Below are 16,527 nucleotides of genomic sequence, written 5' to 3' on the forward strand. Positions count from 1 at the left end.
CGGAGCCGACCCCATGAAAGATTTGGTGAAAGTCCTCAAATCGCAGGCACAGTCCGAAGAATTCGACGCGATCAAGATCACGCTCGCGTCGCCGGACATGATTCGCTCGTGGTCTTACGGCGAAGTCAAGAAGCCTGAGACCATCAACTACCGTACGTTCAAGCCCGAGCGTGATGGCCTGTTCTGCGCCAAGATCTTCGGTCCGGTCAAGGATTACGAGTGCTTGTGCGGTAAGTACAAGCGCATGAAGCATCGTGGCATCATCTGCGAGAAGTGCGGCGTCGAAGTGACCAAGGCCGCCGTGCGTCGCGAGCGCATGGGGCACATCGAGCTGGCCGCCCCGGTCGCGCATATCTGGTTCCTGAAATCGCTGCCGTCGCGCATCGGCATGTTCCTCGACATGACCCTGCGTGACATCGAGCGTGTGCTGTATTTCGAAAGCTTCATGGTCATCGATCCGGGCATGACCACGCTGGAGCGCGGCCAGCTGCTCAACGACGAGCAGTATTTCGAAGCCCTCGAAGAGTTCGGCGACGACTTCGATGCCCGCATGGGTGCCGAGGCGGTTCAGGCGCTGCTCAACGACGTTGATCTCGACGAGGAAATCGAGCGCCTGCGTGAAGAGATTCCGCAGACCAACTCCGAAACCAAGATCAAGAAGCTTTCCAAGCGCCTGAAGCTGCTGGAGGCCTTCCAGAAGTCCGGAAACGATCCGGCCTGGATGATCATGGAGGTGCTGCCGGTACTGCCGCCGGACCTGCGTCCGCTGGTGCCGTTGGATGGCGGTCGTTTCGCGACCTCGGATCTCAACGATCTGTACCGTCGCGTCATCAACCGCAACAACCGCCTCAAGCGTCTGCTCGACCTCAATGCGCCGGACATCATCGTGCGCAACGAGAAGCGCATGCTGCAGGAATCCGTCGACGCATTGCTCGACAACGGTCGCCGTGGTCGTGCCATCACCGGTTCCAACAAGCGTCCGCTGAAGTCGCTCGCCGACATGATCAAGGGCAAGCAGGGTCGCTTCCGTCAGAACCTGCTGGGCAAGCGTGTCGACTATTCCGGCCGCTCGGTCATCACCGTCGGTCCGACGCTGCGTCTGCATCAGTGCGGTCTGCCCAAGAAGATGGCGCTGGAGCTGTTCAAGCCGTTCATCTACTCCAAGCTGCAGGCGGGCGGTCAGGCGTCCACCATCAAGGCGGCCAAGAAGATGGTCGAGCGCGAACTGCCGGAAGTGTGGGACATCCTCGCCGATGTCATCCGCGAGCATCCGGTGCTGCTCAACCGCGCGCCGACGCTGCACCGTCTGGGCATCCAGGCGTTCGAGCCGCTGTTGATCGAAGGCAAGGCGATTCAGCTGCACCCGCTGGTGTGTGCCGCCTACAACGCCGACTTCGACGGCGACCAGATGGCCGTTCACGTGCCGTTGACGCTGGAAGCCCAGCTCGAGTCGCGCACCCTGATGATGGCCACCAACAACGTGCTGTCGCCGGCCAACGGCGAGCCGATCATCGTGCCGTCCCAGGACGTGGTGCTGGGGCTGTACTACATGACGCGCGAGAAGATCGGGGCGCCGGGCGAAGGCATGGTGTTCTCCAACCTCGACGAAGTCGAGCGTGCGTTCGGTACCCAGTCGGTGTCGCTGCATGCACGGGTGAAAGTGCGTCTGACCGAGTACGATCGCGACGAAGACGGTGGGGAGTGGACCTCGAGCACCAAGATCCATGACACCACGGTCGGGCGTGCCTTGCTGTACCGCATTCTGCCCAAGGGCATGCCGTTCGAGCTGGTCGACCAGCCGATGAAGAAGAAGGCGATCTCCGGGCTGATCAACGCCGTGTATCGCCGTTCCGGTCTCAAGGACACGGTGATCTTCGCCGACCAGTTGATGTATACCGGCTTCCGCCTGGCGACCTGGTCCGGCGCTTCGATCGGTGTCAACGACTTCGTCATCCCCGACTCGAAGAAGGAAATCGTCGACGGGGCCGAAGAGGAAGTGAAGGAAATCGAGAACCAGTTCTCCTCGGGCCTCGTGACGGCCGGCGAGAAGTACAACAAGGTCATCGATATCTGGTCCAAGGCCAACGACAAGGTGGCCAAGGCGATGATGGCGGGCATTTCCAAGGAAACCGCCATCGATCGCGAAGGCAACGAAGTCGAGCAGGACTCGTTCAACAGCGTCTTCATCATGGCGGACTCCGGGGCGCGTGGTAGCGCTGCCCAGATCCGTCAGCTGGCGGGCATGCGCGGTCTGATGGCCAAGCCGGACGGCTCGATCATCGAGACCCCGATCACCGCCAACTTCCGTGAAGGCCTGAACGTACTGCAGTACTTCATCTCGACCCACGGCGCTCGTAAGGGCCTCGCGGATACGGCGCTGAAAACCGCCAACTCCGGTTACCTGACACGTCGTCTGGTCGATGTCTCGCAGGACCTGGTCATCACCGAAGAAGACTGCGGCACCGAAGACGGTCTGACGCTGCATCCGGTGATCGAGGGCGGTGATGTCATCGTCTCGCTGGCACAGCGCGTGCTGGGTCGCGTCGTGGCCCAGGATGTCGTCGATCCGGCGACCGACGACGTGTTGATCGCGCGTGGCACGCTGCTCGATGAAGCCTGGTGTGCGCGTCTCGACACCATGGGCGTGGACGAGATCGTCGTGCGCAGCGCCATCACCTGCGAAACCGCGCATGGCGTCTGCTCGGCGTGCTACGGGCGCGATCTGGCGCGTGGCCACCAGGTCAACGTCGGTGAGGCCGTGGGCGTCATCGCCGCGCAGTCCATCGGCGAGCCGGGCACCCAGCTCACCATGCGCACGTTCCACATCGGTGGTGCGGCATCGCGTGCCTCGGCGGTGGATAGCGTGCAGGTCAAGCATGGCGGCACGGTGCGTCTGCACAACATCAAGCACGTCGAGCGCAGCGACGGCAAACTCGTCGTCGTCTCTCGCTCCAGCGCCCTGGCCGTCGCCGACGAGCATGGTCGCGAGCGCGAGTACTACAAGCTGCCGTACGGTGCCGAGCTGTCGGTGCGTGACGGTGACATGGTCGAAGCGGGAACGCCGGTCGCCAAGTGGGATCCGCACACTCATCCGGTCGTCGCCGAGGTCGAGGGCAAGGTCCAGTTCAGCGATATGGAGGAAGGTCTGACCATCCACCGTAGCGTGGACGAGATGACCGGCCTGTCGAACATCGAGGTGATCGAAAGCGCCAGCCGTCCCGCCTCCGGGCGTGACAAGCGCCCCATGATCATGCTGCTCGACGAAAACGGCGGGCATGTCACGTTGCCGGGCTCCAACACGCCGGTTCAGTACATGCTGCCGGGCAAGGCGATCATCTCGGTCGAGAACGGCGGCCAGGTGGGCGTTGGCGAAGTCATCGCGCGCATCCCGGTGGAAGCGTCCGGCAACAAGGACATCACCGGGGGTCTCCCGCGTGTCGCGGATCTGTTCGAGGCGCGCAAGCCCAAGGAACCGGCCATCCTCGCCGAGGTCACAGGTACCATCAGCTTCGGCAAGGAAACCAAGGGCAAGCGTCGTCTGACGATCACCCCGGAAGAGGGCGATCCGCTCGAGATGCTGATCCCCAAATGGCGTCAGATCGGGGTGTTCGAGGGCGAGACCGTCGAGAAGGGCGAGGTCATCTCCGATGGTCCCAGCAACCCGCACGACATCCTGCGTCTGCTGGGCGTGGCCGAGCTGGCCAAGTACATCACCGCCGAGATTCAGGACGTCTATCGTCTGCAGGGCGTGGTGATCGATGACAAGCACATCGAGGTCATCGTGCGCCAGATGCTGCGCAAGGTAGAAATCACCGATTCCGGGGATTCTTCCTTCATCACGGGTGATCAGGTGGAGTTCGTCCGCGTGCTCGAGGAGAACCAGCGCCTGGCTCAGGAAGACAAGTTTCCGGCCAAGTACGACCGGCTGCTGCTGGGTATCACCAAGGCAAGCCTGGCCACCGAGTCGTTCATCTCCGCGGCTTCGTTCCAGGAGACCACGCGCGTGCTCACCGAGGCCGCCGTCACCGGCAAGCGCGATTATCTGCGCGGTCTCAAGGAGAACGTCGTGGTGGGTCGCCTGGTGCCGGCCGGCACGGGCCTGGCCCACCATGCCGAACGCCGCCGCCGGCGCGAGGATCCCGAGAGCACGGCCAACCCGTCGGCCTTCGACGTCGAACAGGAGCTGGGTGCCCAGCTTACCGCGTTGGATGCCGAGGACGACGACCTCTAGGTGTGACGCCGCCAGGACCGGCGCCCACGCGGCGCCGGACTTGACGCGGCTCCCCGCCAGACATTAGAATGCGCAGCCTTTAACAGTGGGGTGGGTGCGTCCTGTCGCATTGTTGAAAGGTTTGGCAACCACTGGAGTCAGCTACAGATATGGCAACGATCAATCAGCTCGTGCGCAAGCCGCGCAAGCGCCCGGTCGCCAAGAGCGACGTGCCGGCGCTGCAGTCTTGCCCGCAAAAGCGTGGGGTCTGCACCCGCGTCTACACTACTACCCCGAAGAAGCCGAACTCGGCGTTGCGTAAGGTTTGCCGTGTGCGCCTGACCAACGGCTACGAAGTGGCTTCCTACATCGGCGGTGAAGGCCACAACCTTCAGGAGCACTCCGTGGTCCTGATTCGCGGCGGTCGCGTAAAGGACTTGCCGGGTGTGCGTTATCACACCGTGCGTGGTGCTCTGGATACCTCGGGTGTTCAGAACCGTCGTCAGGGCCGTTCCAAGTACGGTACCAAGCGTCCCAAGTCTTGAGCGTAAGGCGGTCGGGAATCCATCTGTTGTCGGTCTGATAAGAGTAAGGTCGAGCGCGCGATGCGTCGTCTCGAGTTTACCTGAAGGACCCTTCGAAACGAGGGCTTATCATGCCTAGAAGAAAAGTTGTAGCCAAGCGCGAAATTCTGCCGGATCCGAAATTCGGAAGTGAGCGCCTGGCGAAGTTCATGAACCACCTGATGGTCAGCGGCAAGAAGTCTGTAGCTGAGCGTATCGTTTACGGTGCGCTGGACAAGGTTGCCGAGCGTAGTAAGGATGAGCCGCTGGAGATCTTCGACAAGGCGCTGGAAACCATCCAGCCGATGGTCGAGGTCAAGTCCCGCCGTGTCGGCGGTGCGACCTATCAGGTGCCCGTGGAGGTTCGTCCCTCACGCCGTCAGGCGCTGGCCATGCGTTGGCTGGTGGATGCGGCGCGCAGCCGTGGTGAGAAGACCATGGTGCAGCGCCTCGCTGGCGAAATGCTGGACGCCGCCGAAGGCAAGGGTGCTGCTGTGAAGAAGCGTGAAGACGTGCATCGCATGGCAGATGCCAACAAAGCCTTCTCTCACTACCGCTTCTAACCAACGGGGTATTCCAACGTGGCACGCAAGACTCCGCTTAAGCGTTACCGCAATATCGGTATCGTGGCACACGTCGACGCCGGGAAGACCACCACTACCGAGCGTGTCCTGTTCTACACTGGCCTCTCCCACAAGGTCGGCGAGGTTCATGATGGCGCCGCCACCATGGACTGGATGGAGCAGGAGCAGGAGCGTGGCATCACGATCACCTCTGCGGCAACCACCTGCTTCTGGCAGGGCATGAACAAGCAGTTCGACGAGCACCGTATCAACATCATCGATACGCCGGGACACGTTGACTTCACCATCGAGGTCGAACGTTCACTGCGTGTTCTCGACGGTGCCGTCGTCGTGCTGTGTGGTTCCTCGGGCGTTCAGCCGCAGACCGAGACCGTCTGGCGTCAGGCCAACAAGTATGAAGTGCCGCGCATGGTGTTCGTCAACAAGATGGACCGCGCCGGTGCCGACTACTTCATGGTGCTCGACCAGCTCAAGCAGAAGCTGGGCGCGAACACCGTCCCGATCCAGATCAACTGGGGTGCGGAAGATGACTTCAAAGGTGTCATCGACCTGATCCAGATGAAGGGGATCCTCTGGGACGAGGCCAATCACGGCATGAACTACGAGCTGGTCGAGATTCCCGACGAGCTCAAGGAATCCGCCGCGAAGTATCGCGAGCAGATGGTCGAGGCCGCGGCCGAGGCGTCCGAAGAGTTGATGGACAAGTATCTCGAAGAGGGTGACCTCTCCGAGGCGGACATCAAGGCTGGCTTGCGTCGCCGCACCCTGGACAACGAAATCGTTCTGGTGACGTGCGGTAGTGCGTTCAAGAACAAGGGCGTGCAGGCAGTGCTCGACGGCGTGATCGAATACATGCCGTCGCCCACCGAGGTCAAGGCCATCGAAGGTGAGCTTGACGACAAGGACGGCACCATCGCCACGCGTGAAGCTGACGACAGTGCCCCCTTCGCCGCTCTGGCCTTCAAGATCGCTACCGACCCGTTCGTGGGGACGCTGACGTTCATTCGCGTCTACTCGGGCGTGCTCAAGTCCGGCGACAGCATCTTCAACTCCGTGAAGAGCAAGAAGGAGCGCGTGGGCCGTATCGTCCAGATGCACTCCAATTCACGTGAAGAGATCAAGGAAGTCTACGCTGGCGATATCGCTGCCTGCATCGGGCTCAAGGACGTCACCACCGGTGATACCCTGTGCGACCTGAATGACAAGATCATTCTCGAGCGCATGGAGTTCCCGGATCCGGTGATCTCGGTCGCCGTCGAGCCGAAGTCCAAGCCCGACCAGGAGAAGATGGGGACTGCGCTGGGCAAGCTGGCCCAGGAAGACCCGTCCTTCCGCGTCAAGACCGACGAGGAAACCGGCCAGACGATCATCTCCGGCATGGGCGAGCTGCACCTCGACATCATCGTCGATCGCCTGCGTCGCGAGTTCAAGGTCGATGCCAACATCGGTAAGCCGCAGGTGGCCTACCGTGAGACGATTCGCGCCAGTGTCGAGCAGGAAGGCAAGTTCGTGCGTCAGTCGGGCGGTCGCGGCCAGTACGGTCACGTGCTGCTGCGCATTGAACCGCTGACGGCCGAAGACAAAGGCGAAGATGAAGACATGACCTTCAAGTTCGCCTCCGAAATCGTCGGCGGCGTGGTTCCCAAGGAATACGTGCCGGCCGTCGAGAAAGGGGCCTATGAGCAGCTGCAGAACGGGGTCATCGCGGGTTACCCGATGATTGACGTCAAGGTCACGCTGTTCGATGGTTCCTACCATGACGTGGACTCGAACGAGACTGCGTTCAAGGTTGCCTCTTCCATGGCGATCAAGGAAGGCGCACCGAAGGCCAAGGCCGTGCTGCTGGAGCCGGTGATGAAGGTCGAGGTCGTGACTCCCGAAGAGTTCATGGGGGATGTCATGGGTGACCTTAACCGCCGCCGTGGCCTCGTTCAGGGCATGGATGACTCGCCGTCCGGCAAGATCATTCGCGCCACGGTACCGCTGGCTGAGATGTTCGGTTACGCGACCGATTTGCGTTCTCAGACCCAGGGCCGCGCAAGCTACACTATGGAGTTTGCGGATTACGAAGAGGCGCCCTCCAGCGTCGTTGAAGCCGTCATCAACCAGAATGGTTAACCGTTAGCTAACGTAAAGAGGTTATAGCAGTGGCTAAGGAAAAGTTTGAACGTAATAAAGCGCACATCAACGTTGGCACCATCGGTCACGTCGACCATGGCAAGACCACGCTGACTGCGGCACTGACTCGCGTTTCCGCGGAGGTCTTCGGCGGCGACTGGCGCGAATTCGACACCATCGACAACGCACCGGAAGAGCGTGAGCGCGGTATCACCATCGCCACCGCTCACGTCGAGTACCAGTCCGAAGAGCGCCACTACGCGCACGTCGACTGCCCGGGGCACGCCGACTACGTCAAGAACATGATCACCGGTGCCGCTCAGATGGATGGCGCCATTCTGGTCTGTTCCGCAGCTGACGGCCCCATGCCGCAGACTCGCGAGCACATCCTGCTGTCTCGCCAGGTCGGCGTTCCGACCATCGTCGTGTTCCTGAACAAGGCCGACATGGTCGACGACGAAGAGCTCCTCGAGCTGGTCGAAATGGAAGTTCGTGAACTCCTCAACGAGTACGACTTCCCGGGCGACGACTGCCCGATCATCACCGGTTCCGCGCTGATGGCGCTGGAAGGCAAGGACGACAACGGCATGGGTACCACTGCCGTCGCCAACCTGATCAAGGCCCTGGATGCCTACATCCCGGAGCCGGAGCGTGCCATCGACCAGCCGTTCCTGATGCCGATCGAAGACGTGTTCTCGATCTCCGGCCGCGGTACCGTCGTGACCGGTCGTGTCGAGCGCGGTATCGTCAAGTCTGGCGAAGAAGTCGAGATCGTGGGTCTCAAGGACACTGCCAAGACGACCGTTACCGGTGTCGAGATGTTCCGCAAGCTGCTCGACGAAGGTCGTGCCGGCGAGAACATCGGCGCGCTGCTGCGCGGCACCAAGCGTGACGACGTCGAGCGTGGCCAGGTGCTGGCCAAGCCGGGCACCATCACGCCGCACACTGTCTTCGAAGCCGAAGTCTATGTGCTGTCCAAGGAAGAAGGCGGTCGTCACACGCCGTTCTTCAAGGGCTATCGTCCGCAGTTCTACTTCCGGACCACTGACGTGACCGGTACCTGCGAGCTGCCGGAAGGCGTCGAAATGGTCATGCCGGGCGACAACGTCAAGATGACCGTGACCCTGATCGCGCCGATCGCCATGGAAGACGGCCTGCGCTTCGCTGTTCGCGAAGGCGGTCGTACCGTAGGCGCCGGTGTCGTCGCCAAGATCGTCCAGTAAGGGTTTCGCCCTTCGATGATCGAAGGGGGCTCCTTTGAGGAGCCCCCTTTCTGTGCATGTTTGACAGTCACTGTCAGCCTGCCTATAATGCGCATCCTTTGAATGCGTGGGTAGACGGCTCGCGCCGTCGACATCCATTGGAGTTTAAGGCTAATGCAGAACCAGAAGATTCGCATTCGGTTGAAGGCCTTTGACCATCGCCTGATTGACCAGTCCGCGCAAGAAATCGTGGATACCGCGAAGCGCACTGGTGCACAGGTCCGTGGTCCGATCCCGCTGCCGACCAATCGCGAGCGCTATACCGTGTTGATTTCGCCGCACGTCAACAAAGATGCGCGCGATCAGTACGAGATTCGCACTCACAAGCGTGTGCTCGACATTGTCGAACCCACGGAAAAAACCGTAGACGCGCTGATGAAGCTCGATCTCGCCGCTGGCGTTGACGTGCAAATCAAGCTCGACTAACCACACTAGTCACTAGCGGCTTTCACAAGTCGCCACGCCGGGACGGCGTCACACAATGTGCTAGTGGAATGCTCTGGAAAGGGCAGCCATAGCGGGTGATAGCCCCGTACACTATAGGAGACTGAACATGACTATCGGTTTGGTCGGTAAGAAGAGCGGCATGACCCGCATCTTCACCGAGAATGGCGCCTCCGTGCCCGTAACCGTTATCGAAGTCGAGCCGAATCGCGTGACCCGCGTCAAGACCGTCGAAAGCGACGGCTACAGCGCGGTTCAGGTGACTTCGGGTTCCCGCAAGGCCAAGCATCTGACCAAGGCCGCCGCAGGCCAGTATGCCAAGTCAGGTGTCGAGGCCGGTCGTTCATTGATGGAGTTCCGCCTCGCAGAAGGCGAAGAAGCTCCGGAAGTGGGCGGCAACATCACCGTATCCCTCTTTGAAGCCGGTCAGAAAGTCGACGTGACTGGTACCTCTAAAGGCAAGGGCTTCCAGGGCGCCGTCAAGCGCTGGAATTTCCGTACCCAAGACAATGGTCACGGCAACTCGCTCGCGCACCGCGCACCGGGCTCCATCGGTCAATGCCAGACGCCGGGTCGCGTCTTCAAGGGCAAGAAGATGGCCGGTCAGCTGGGCAACGAGCGTGTCACAGTCCAGAGCCTGGAAATCGTGCGCGTCGATGCCGAGCGTAATCTGCTGCTGGTCAAGGGCGCCGTACCGGGCGCGACTGACTGCGAAGTCATCGTACGCAGTGCCGTCAAAGCTCGCTGAGGGGTATGAGACCGATGAATTTGAATCTCGCAGGTGCTGATGCCGGCACCGTCGAAGTGTCCGACGCTACCTTTGGTAAGGAGTTCAACGAGTCGCTGGTTCACCAGGTCGTGACGGCGTATTTCGCAGCCGGCCGCCAGGGTACCCGTGCTCAGAAGACTCGCTCCGAAGTGCGTGGCGGCGGCAAGAAGCCGTGGCGTCAAAAAGGCACCGGTCGTGCACGCGCCGGTACCATCCGCTCGCCGCTGTGGCGCAGTGGTGGCGTGACGTTTGCGGCGCGCCCGCAGGATTACACCCAGAAAGTCAACCGCAAGATGTACCGCGCCGCCATGCGCTCGATTCTGTCCGAGCTGGTGCGTCAGGAACGTCTGGTCGTCGTTGACAGCTTCGAGGTGGACGCCCCCAAGACCAAGCAGCTGGTTGCCAAGCTGAAGGACCTGGATCTCGAGAAGGCGCTGATCGTCACCGAAGACATCGACGAAAAGCTGTTTCTCGCCGCGCGTAACATTCCCTACGTCGACGTGGTGGATGTCGCGGCTGCCGATCCGGTGAGCCTGGTTGCCTTCGACAAGGTGCTGGTCACTGTTTCCGCTCTGCGCAAATTCGAGGAGAAGCTGGGATGAACCAGGAACGCGTATTCAAGGTTCTGCTCGGGCCTCACATGACCGAGAAGGCCGCATTTGCCGCCGAAAACAACCAGTACGTGTTCAAGGTGGCCCAGGACGCGACCAAGCCCGAGATCAAGAAGGCCGTCGAAGCGCTCTTCGAAAAGAAGGTGGCTGGCGTGCAGGTCTTGAACGTCAAGGGCAAGACCAAGCGCACGCAGCACGGTCTCGGTCTGCGCAAGGGATATCGCAAGGCGTACGTCACACTGGCGGCCGGCGAGACTCTCGAAGACTTCTCTGGCGCCGAGTAAGGCAGGAGTACGGATCATGGCAGTTGTAAAGACCAAACCCACGTCCGCCGGTCGTCGTCACGTCGTCAAAGTCGTCAGCGACGAACTCCACAAGGGCCGCCCTTATGACGGTCTGCTGGAGAAGAAGTCCAAGAGCGGCGGTCGTAACAATAACGGTCGCATCACCACGCGCCATGTGGGTGGTGGGCACCGTCAGCACTATCGTGTGGTCGACTTCAAGCGCAACAAGGATGGCATTGCCGCCACCGTCGAGCGCCTCGAGTACGACCCCAACCGTAGCGCCAACATTGCGCTACTCAAGTACCTGGACGGCGAGCGTCGTTACATCATCGCGCCCCGCGGCGTGAAGGTGGGCGACAGCCTGGAATCCGGCGTGAACGCAGCCATCAAGCGCGGTAACGCCTTGCCGCTGCGCAACATTCCGGTGGGTTCCACCGTGCACTGCATCGAGCTGAAGCCCGGCAAGGGTGCTCAGATCGCGCGTAGTGCCGGTGCCAGCGCCCAGCTGGTTGCACGTGAAGGTAACTACGCCACCGTGCGTCTGCGCTCCGGCGAGATGCGCAAGATCCTGGCGGAGTGCCGTGCCACCCTGGGTGAAGTGGGCAATTCCGAGCACAGCCTCCGTCAACTTGGCAAGGCCGGTGCAAAGCGCTGGAGAGGCGTGCGTCCGACGGTTCGCGGTGTTGCGATGAACCCGGTGGATCACCCGCATGGTGGTGGTGAAGGCCGCACTAGCGGTGGTCGTCATCCGGTGAGCCCGTGGGGTATCCCCACCAAGGGCCACAAGACCCGTAAGAACAAGCGCACCGACAAGCTGATCGTTCGTCGCCGCAAGGCCAAGTAACAGACATTAAGAGGTAACGGCTGTGCCACGTTCACTGAAGAAAGGTCCCTTTATTGACCTTCATCTGCTGAAGAAGGTTGAGACTGCAGTGGAGAAGAGCGACCGCAAACCGATCAAGACCTGGTCGCGTCGCTCCATGATCCTGCCGAACATGGTCGGGCTCACCATTGCAGTCCATAACGGGCGTCAACATGTCCCGGTGCATGTCTCCGAGGAAATGGTTGGCCACAAGCTGGGCGAATTCGCTGCCACCCGCACCTACCGCGGTCATGCGGCGGACAAGAAAGCCAAACGGTAAGCCAGAGAGGTTAGAGAGATGGAAGTCACAGCAAAGCTGCGTGGCGCTCGTTTATCCGCCCAGAAGGCCCGTTTGGTGGCTGACCTGGTGCGCGGTAAGCCGGTCGCCGAAGCACTGGATGTGTTGGCCTACTCGCCGAAGAAAGCGGCAAAGGTGGTCAAGAAAGTGCTTCAGTCCGCCATCGCGAATGCGGAAGAAAACAATGGCATGGACATCGACGAGCTGCGTGTCTCGACCATCTGCGTCGATGAGGGCATGACGCTCAAGCGCATCCAGCCTCGCGCCAAGGGCCGTGCGGATCGCATTTTGAAGCGCACTTGCCACATCACCGTCAAGGTAGCCGAGAAGTAGGAGTCGACCAGATGGGTCAGAAAGTAAATCCGACAGGTATTCGGCTAGGTATCGTCAAGGACCACCGCTCCGTCTGGTACGCTGAGCGTGGTGCTTATGCCGATAAGCTGAATAATGACCTCGAAGTGCGTCGTTTCCTGGAGCAGCGTTTGAAGAACGCCTCCGTGAGCGACATCACCATCGAGCGTCCAGCCAATAACGCACGCATCACCATTCACACTGCCCGTCCGGGCATCGTGATTGGCAAGAAGGGCGAGGATGTCGATCGCCTGCGTCGCGATGTCTCCGAGATGATGGGCGTGCCGGTTCACGTCAACATCGAAGAGGTGCGCAAGCCCGAGCTTGACGCACAGCTCGTCGCGCAGAACGTCTGCGGCCAGCTCGAACGCCGCGTGATGTTCCGTCGTGCCATGAAGCGCGCCGTACAGAACGCCATGCGCCTGGGCGCTGGCGGCATCAAGATCCAGCTGTCAGGGCGTCTTGGTGGTGCGGAAATCGCGCGTACCGAATGGTATCGCGAAGGTCGCGTGCCGCTGCATACGCTGCGCGCCGACATCGATTATGCCACTTACGAAGCGCATACCACCTACGGCGTTATCGGCGTCAAAGTGTGGGTCTTCAAGGGTGAGATCCTCGGCGGTATCGAGGAAGTGCGTGCCAAGCAGAAGCAGGCTCAGGCACCGGCGCCCAAGAAGAAAGGTTCCAGGTAAGGGGAGAGTAATCGATGTTACAACCCAAGCGTACGAAATTCCGCAAGGTGCAGAAGGGCCGTAACCGCGGCCTCGCGCATCGCGGAAGCAAGGTGAGCTTCGGCGAATATGGCCTGAAAGCCACCGGTCGCGGCCGTATCACCGCTCGCCAGATCGAAGCTGGCCGTCGTGCCATCACGCGTCACGTCAAGCGTGGCGGCAAGATCTGGATCCGTGTCTTCCCGGACAAGCCGATTACCGAGAAGCCGCTGGAAGTCCGTATGGGTAAGGGTAAGGGCTCCGTCGAGTACTGGGTCGCCCAAATCCAGCCCGGCAAGGTGCTCTACGAGATCGAAGGCGTTTCCGAGGAACTGGCTCGTGAGGCATTCGACCTGGCGGCCCAGAAGTTCCCGGTCTCCACCACCTTTGTGAAACGGACGGTGATGTGATGAAAGCCCAGGAAATTCGTGAAAAATCAGTCGAAGCGCTTCAGCAGCAGCTGCTCGAGCTCCTACGGGAGCAGTTCAACCTGCGCATGCAGAAGGCCACCGGTCAGCTGAGCCAGACCCATCTGCTCAAGCAGGTGCGTCGCGATATCGCTCGCGTTAAGACTGTGCTCAATGAGAAGGCAGGTGACTGAGATGGCTGAAGAAAACAATGCCCGTACACTGACTGGCAAGGTCGTGAGCGACAAGATGGACAAGTCCGTCGTCGTTCAGATCGAGCGCCGTGTCCGGCATCCGATTTACGACAAGTACGTGAAGCGCTCCACCAAACTGCACGCCCATGACGAGGCGAACCAGGCGCGAGTCGGCGATACGGTTTCCATCGAGGAATGCCGGCCGATCTCCAAGTTGAAGGCCTGGACGCTGGTCGAGGTGGTCGAGCAGGCCAAGGGCTGAGCGGGCCAGAGCCTTTCACCAGTGCAGTCAGTTTAGGTTTGGAGAAAACCGATGATTCAGACGCAGACAATGCTGGATGTCGCCGACAACAGCGGCGCGCGCCGGGTGCAGTGCATCAAGGTGCTGGGCGGTTCACACCGCCGTTACGCGCGTGTTGGCGACGTCATCAAAGTAACGGTCAAGGAAGCAATTCCTCGTGGCAAGGTCAAAAAAGGCCAAGTCCTCAAGGCCGTTGTTGTACGTACCAAGAGTGGTGTCCGTCGTACGGACGGTTCACTGATCCGCTTCGATGGAAATGCGGCCGTTCTGTTGCACAACGCCAACGAGCAGCCGATCGGTACCCGTATCTTCGGGCCGGTTACGCGTGAGCTTCGCAACGAGAAGTTCATGAAGATCATTTCCCTGGCGCCTGAAGTGCTGTGAGGAGCGAGGCGGATATGCGTAAGATCAAACGTGACGACGAAGTGATCGTCATTGCCGGCAAGGACAAGGGCAAGCGCGGCACGATTAAGCGCGTCCTGCAAGACGGATGCTATGTCGTGTCCGGTGTGAACATGATTAAACGTCACACCAAGCCCAACCCCATGCAAGGCAAGCAGGGGGGTATCGTCGAGCGTGAGGCCCCGATTCACGCGTCCAACGTGGCCATCTTCAATCAGGAGACCGGCAAGGCGGATCGCGTCGGCTTCCAGATTCAGGAAGACGGTACCAAGGTACGTATCTACAAGTCGACGCAAAAGCAGATCGACGCCTAACGCGAGTCGGGTAGCAAAATGGCGAACTTGAAAGAACGTTATCAAAACGAGGTGGCAGCTCAGCTCCAAGAGCAGTTCAGCTACGCCAACGTGATGCAGATCCCTCGGATCACCAAGGTGACCCTCAACATGGGCATCGGCGATGCGACCAGCGACAAGAAGCTGATCGACAATGCCATGGGCGATCTCGAGAAGTTGTCCGGCCAGCGCCCGGTGATTACCAAGGCGCGCAAGTCCATCGCGGGCTTCAAGGTCCGCGAAGGCTGGCCGATCGGCATCAAGGTGACCCTGCGAAGCGAGCGGATGTGGGACTTCCTCGATCGTCTCGTGAACATTGCGATTCCGCGTGTTCGTGACTTTCGTGGTCTGAACCCCAAGTCCTTCGACGGGCGTGGCAACTACTCCATGGGTGTGCGTGAGCAGATCATCTTTCCCGAGCTCGAATATGATAAGATTGACCGTATTCGCGGGTTGGATGTCACTATCACCACTACTGCCAACACCGATGAAGAAGGCCGTGCGCTGCTGAGCGCGCTGAACTTCCCGTTCAAGAAATAAGGGTGGGATCATGGCAAAGAAAAGCATGATTGAGCGTGAGCTCAAGCGCGCAAAGCTGGTAGACAAGTACGCGGCCAAGCGTGCCGAGCTCAAGGCCATCATCTACGACGTGAACGCTTCTGATGAAGAGCGCTTCGACGCCCAGCTGAAACTTCAGCAGTTGCCGCGCGACTCCAGCCCGGTGCGCCAGCGCAATCGCTGCCGCGTGACCGGCCGTCCGCACGGCTTCTACAACAAGTTTGGCTTGGGCCGCAACAAACTGCGTGAAGCCGCCATGCGTGGCGATGTCCCTGGGCTCAAGAAGTCCAGCTGGTAAGCCACGCGAGAATCAGGAGCGCAACGTAATGAGCATGCAAGATACTCTAGCGGATATGTTTACCCGTATCCGCAATGCGCAGATGGCCACCAAGGAGACGGTCACCATGCCGTCCTCCAACCTCAAGACCGAGGTGGCTCGCGTATTGAAGCAAGAGGGCTATATCAACGACTTCACCGTCACTGAAGGCGCCAAGCCCCAGTTGGCCGTCACCCTCAAGTATTTCGAAGGGAAGCCGGTCATCGAGCACATCCAGCGCTTTTCAAAGCCGTCCTTGCGCTCTTACAAGGGCAAGGATGCGCTGCCGAAAGTCGCGGATGGCCTGGGTATCGCGATCGTGACCACCTCCCAGGGCGTGATGACCGATCGTGCGGCGCGTCAGGCCGGTGTCGGTGGTGAAGTCATCTGCACCGTATTCTAGGAGTCTGGAATGTCCCGCGTAGCCAAATATCCGGTGAAACTGCCGAGTGGCGTCGAGGTCAAACTCGAAGCCAACAAGCTGACCGTCAAAGGTGGCCAGGGCACGCTCTCCATGACCGTGCATTCCGATGTCACCATCGGCCAGGAAGAAGGCCAACTGACGTTTAATCCGAGCGAGTCTGCCAAGAGCTGGGCGATGGTCGGTACCACCCGTGCGCTGGTGCAGAACATCGTCACCGGCGTCTCCGAAGGCTTCACCAAGTCCCTGGAGATCAACGGTGTCGGTTACCGCGCGCAAGCAAGCGGCAACACGCTCAACCTGACACTAGGCTTCTCGCACCCGGTCGAGTACAAGCTGCCTGAAGGTGTGACGGCGGAAACGCCGAAGAACACCACCATCGTGCTGAAGAGCGCGGACAAGCAGCAGCTCGGCCAGGTCGCAGCGGAAATTCGTGCCTTCCGTCCGCCCGAACCCTACAAGGGCAAGGGAATTCGGTATGGCGACGAAGAAGTCCGCCGCAAAGAAGCCAAGAAGAAGTAAGGCAGGGT

General features: G+C 60.4%; 22 protein-coding genes. All 22 read left to right on the forward strand.

Annotated elements, in window-relative coordinates:
* The first annotated feature begins 13 nt into the window (after positions 1-13).
* The 22 genes from rpoC to rplF all read left to right on the forward strand — a co-directional run bounded on the left by rpoC (position 14) and on the right by rplF (position 16,519).
* Complete coding sequence (rpoC, locus tag CSAL_RS02125) at positions 14-4,231, forward strand: DNA-directed RNA polymerase subunit beta' (protein WP_011505723.1); 4,218 nt, start codon at positions 14-16, stop codon at positions 4,229-4,231.
* 149 nt (positions 4,232-4,380) lie between these two features.
* Positions 4,381-4,755 carry a 30S ribosomal protein S12 gene (rpsL, locus tag CSAL_RS02130; protein ID WP_011505724.1) on the forward strand — a complete coding sequence of 125 codons (375 nt, stop codon included), beginning with the start codon at positions 4,381-4,383 and terminating at the stop codon, positions 4,753-4,755.
* A 110-nt stretch (positions 4,756-4,865) separates the two neighbouring features.
* On the forward strand, positions 4,866-5,336 hold the full coding sequence (gene rpsG, locus CSAL_RS02135; protein ID WP_011505725.1) for a 30S ribosomal protein S7: 471 nt from the start codon (positions 4,866-4,868) through the stop codon (positions 5,334-5,336).
* A gap of 18 nt (positions 5,337-5,354) precedes the next feature.
* Positions 5,355-7,475, forward strand: coding sequence for an elongation factor G (fusA, locus tag CSAL_RS02140; RefSeq protein ID WP_011505726.1), 2,121 nt, complete (start codon positions 5,355-5,357; stop codon positions 7,473-7,475).
* A 29-nt stretch (positions 7,476-7,504) separates the two neighbouring features.
* Positions 7,505-8,698, forward strand: a complete 1,194-nt coding sequence (gene tuf, locus CSAL_RS02145) for an elongation factor Tu (protein ID WP_011505727.1) — start codon at positions 7,505-7,507, stop codon at positions 8,696-8,698.
* A gap of 153 nt (positions 8,699-8,851) precedes the next feature.
* Positions 8,852-9,163: a 30S ribosomal protein S10 gene (gene rpsJ / locus CSAL_RS02150; RefSeq protein ID WP_011505728.1), complete on the forward strand. Its 312-nt coding sequence runs from the start codon at positions 8,852-8,854 to the stop codon at positions 9,161-9,163.
* A 127-nt stretch (positions 9,164-9,290) separates the two neighbouring features.
* Positions 9,291-9,929, forward strand: coding sequence for a 50S ribosomal protein L3 (rplC, locus tag CSAL_RS02155; protein ID WP_011505729.1), 639 nt, complete (start codon positions 9,291-9,293; stop codon positions 9,927-9,929).
* Between the two features lie 14 nt (positions 9,930-9,943).
* Complete coding sequence (gene rplD / locus CSAL_RS02160) at positions 9,944-10,552, forward strand: 50S ribosomal protein L4 (protein WP_011505730.1); 609 nt, start codon at positions 9,944-9,946, stop codon at positions 10,550-10,552.
* Positions 10,549-10,845, forward strand: a complete 297-nt coding sequence (gene rplW, locus CSAL_RS02165; protein WP_011505731.1) for a 50S ribosomal protein L23 — start codon at positions 10,549-10,551, stop codon at positions 10,843-10,845. Before rplD ends, rplW begins: the two co-directional genes overlap by 4 nt.
* Before the next feature lie 16 nt (positions 10,846-10,861).
* Entirely contained in the window at positions 10,862-11,689 is an 828-nt protein-coding gene (gene rplB, locus CSAL_RS02170) for a 50S ribosomal protein L2 (RefSeq protein WP_011505732.1), read from the forward strand.
* 22 nt (positions 11,690-11,711) lie between these two features.
* Positions 11,712-11,987 carry a 30S ribosomal protein S19 gene (gene rpsS, locus CSAL_RS02175; RefSeq protein WP_011505733.1) on the forward strand — a complete coding sequence of 92 codons (276 nt, stop codon included), beginning with the start codon at positions 11,712-11,714 and terminating at the stop codon, positions 11,985-11,987.
* An 18-nt stretch (positions 11,988-12,005) separates the two neighbouring features.
* A complete protein-coding gene (rplV, locus tag CSAL_RS02180; RefSeq protein ID WP_011505734.1) occupies positions 12,006-12,338 on the forward strand; it encodes a 50S ribosomal protein L22 in 333 nt (110 codons plus the stop codon).
* An 11-nt stretch (positions 12,339-12,349) separates the two neighbouring features.
* Positions 12,350-13,048: a 30S ribosomal protein S3 gene (gene rpsC, locus CSAL_RS02185; protein ID WP_011505735.1), complete on the forward strand. Its 699-nt coding sequence runs from the start codon at positions 12,350-12,352 to the stop codon at positions 13,046-13,048.
* 14 nt (positions 13,049-13,062) lie between these two features.
* The gene (gene rplP / locus CSAL_RS02190) at positions 13,063-13,476 is read left to right on the forward strand and encodes a 50S ribosomal protein L16 (RefSeq protein WP_011505736.1); all 414 of its coding nucleotides are present in this window, start codon (positions 13,063-13,065) and stop codon (positions 13,474-13,476) included.
* The gene (gene rpmC / locus CSAL_RS02195; protein WP_011505737.1) at positions 13,476-13,667 is read left to right on the forward strand and encodes a 50S ribosomal protein L29; all 192 of its coding nucleotides are present in this window, start codon (positions 13,476-13,478) and stop codon (positions 13,665-13,667) included. Before rplP ends, rpmC begins: the two co-directional genes overlap by 1 nt.
* Position 13,668: 1 nt before the next feature.
* A complete protein-coding gene (rpsQ, locus tag CSAL_RS02200) occupies positions 13,669-13,929 on the forward strand; it encodes a 30S ribosomal protein S17 (RefSeq protein ID WP_011505738.1) in 261 nt (86 codons plus the stop codon).
* A gap of 51 nt (positions 13,930-13,980) precedes the next feature.
* Complete coding sequence (rplN, locus tag CSAL_RS02205; protein WP_011505739.1) at positions 13,981-14,352, forward strand: 50S ribosomal protein L14; 372 nt, start codon at positions 13,981-13,983, stop codon at positions 14,350-14,352.
* Positions 14,353-14,366: 14 nt separating this feature from the next.
* Positions 14,367-14,684, forward strand: a complete 318-nt coding sequence (rplX, locus tag CSAL_RS02210) for a 50S ribosomal protein L24 (RefSeq protein WP_011505740.1) — start codon at positions 14,367-14,369, stop codon at positions 14,682-14,684.
* Positions 14,685-14,702: 18 nt separating this feature from the next.
* Positions 14,703-15,242 (forward strand): 50S ribosomal protein L5, encoded by a 540-nt coding sequence (gene rplE, locus CSAL_RS02215; RefSeq protein ID WP_011505741.1) that lies wholly within the window; start codon positions 14,703-14,705, stop codon positions 15,240-15,242.
* Between the two features lie 10 nt (positions 15,243-15,252).
* Positions 15,253-15,558, forward strand: coding sequence for a 30S ribosomal protein S14 (gene rpsN, locus CSAL_RS02220; protein ID WP_011505742.1), 306 nt, complete (start codon positions 15,253-15,255; stop codon positions 15,556-15,558).
* Positions 15,559-15,586: 28 nt separating this feature from the next.
* Positions 15,587-15,979 carry a 30S ribosomal protein S8 gene (gene rpsH, locus CSAL_RS02225; RefSeq protein WP_011505743.1) on the forward strand — a complete coding sequence of 131 codons (393 nt, stop codon included), beginning with the start codon at positions 15,587-15,589 and terminating at the stop codon, positions 15,977-15,979.
* A gap of 9 nt (positions 15,980-15,988) precedes the next feature.
* Positions 15,989-16,519, forward strand: a complete 531-nt coding sequence (gene rplF, locus CSAL_RS02230; RefSeq protein WP_011505744.1) for a 50S ribosomal protein L6 — start codon at positions 15,989-15,991, stop codon at positions 16,517-16,519.
* The last annotated feature ends 8 nt before the right edge of the window (positions 16,520-16,527 follow it).

The organism is Chromohalobacter israelensis DSM 3043 (genome assembly GCF_000055785.1).
Classification (GTDB): domain Bacteria; phylum Pseudomonadota; class Gammaproteobacteria; order Pseudomonadales; family Halomonadaceae; genus Chromohalobacter; species Chromohalobacter israelensis.

What these genes read in the sequence shown, in the direction of transcription:
- rplW (WP_011505731.1), top strand. Translation starts at nt 10,549, where the DNA reads ATGAACCAGGAACGCGTATTCAAGGTTCTGCTCGGGCCTCACATGACC.
- rpoC (WP_011505723.1), top strand. Translation starts at nt 14, where the DNA reads ATGAAAGATTTGGTGAAAGTCCTCAAATCGCAGGCACAGTCCGAAGAA.
- rpsH (WP_011505743.1), top strand. Translation starts at nt 15,587, where the DNA reads ATGAGCATGCAAGATACTCTAGCGGATATGTTTACCCGTATCCGCAAT.
- rplX (WP_011505740.1), top strand. Translation starts at nt 14,367, where the DNA reads ATGCGTAAGATCAAACGTGACGACGAAGTGATCGTCATTGCCGGCAAG.
- rplV (WP_011505734.1), top strand. Translation starts at nt 12,006, where the DNA reads ATGGAAGTCACAGCAAAGCTGCGTGGCGCTCGTTTATCCGCCCAGAAG.
- rpmC (WP_011505737.1), top strand. Translation starts at nt 13,476, where the DNA reads ATGAAAGCCCAGGAAATTCGTGAAAAATCAGTCGAAGCGCTTCAGCAG.
- rplE (WP_011505741.1), top strand. Translation starts at nt 14,703, where the DNA reads ATGGCGAACTTGAAAGAACGTTATCAAAACGAGGTGGCAGCTCAGCTC.
- rpsN (WP_011505742.1), top strand. Translation starts at nt 15,253, where the DNA reads ATGGCAAAGAAAAGCATGATTGAGCGTGAGCTCAAGCGCGCAAAGCTG.
- rplP (WP_011505736.1), top strand. Translation starts at nt 13,063, where the DNA reads ATGTTACAACCCAAGCGTACGAAATTCCGCAAGGTGCAGAAGGGCCGT.
- rplC (WP_011505729.1), top strand. Translation starts at nt 9,291, where the DNA reads ATGACTATCGGTTTGGTCGGTAAGAAGAGCGGCATGACCCGCATCTTC.
- rpsQ (WP_011505738.1), top strand. Translation starts at nt 13,669, where the DNA reads ATGGCTGAAGAAAACAATGCCCGTACACTGACTGGCAAGGTCGTGAGC.
- rplN (WP_011505739.1), top strand. Translation starts at nt 13,981, where the DNA reads ATGATTCAGACGCAGACAATGCTGGATGTCGCCGACAACAGCGGCGCG.
- rpsG (WP_011505725.1), top strand. Translation starts at nt 4,866, where the DNA reads ATGCCTAGAAGAAAAGTTGTAGCCAAGCGCGAAATTCTGCCGGATCCG.
- rpsJ (WP_011505728.1), top strand. Translation starts at nt 8,852, where the DNA reads ATGCAGAACCAGAAGATTCGCATTCGGTTGAAGGCCTTTGACCATCGC.
- rplB (WP_011505732.1), top strand. Translation starts at nt 10,862, where the DNA reads ATGGCAGTTGTAAAGACCAAACCCACGTCCGCCGGTCGTCGTCACGTC.
- rpsL (WP_011505724.1), top strand. Translation starts at nt 4,381, where the DNA reads ATGGCAACGATCAATCAGCTCGTGCGCAAGCCGCGCAAGCGCCCGGTC.
- rplF (WP_011505744.1), top strand. Translation starts at nt 15,989, where the DNA reads ATGTCCCGCGTAGCCAAATATCCGGTGAAACTGCCGAGTGGCGTCGAG.
- rpsC (WP_011505735.1), top strand. Translation starts at nt 12,350, where the DNA reads ATGGGTCAGAAAGTAAATCCGACAGGTATTCGGCTAGGTATCGTCAAG.
- rplD (WP_011505730.1), top strand. Translation starts at nt 9,944, where the DNA reads ATGAATTTGAATCTCGCAGGTGCTGATGCCGGCACCGTCGAAGTGTCC.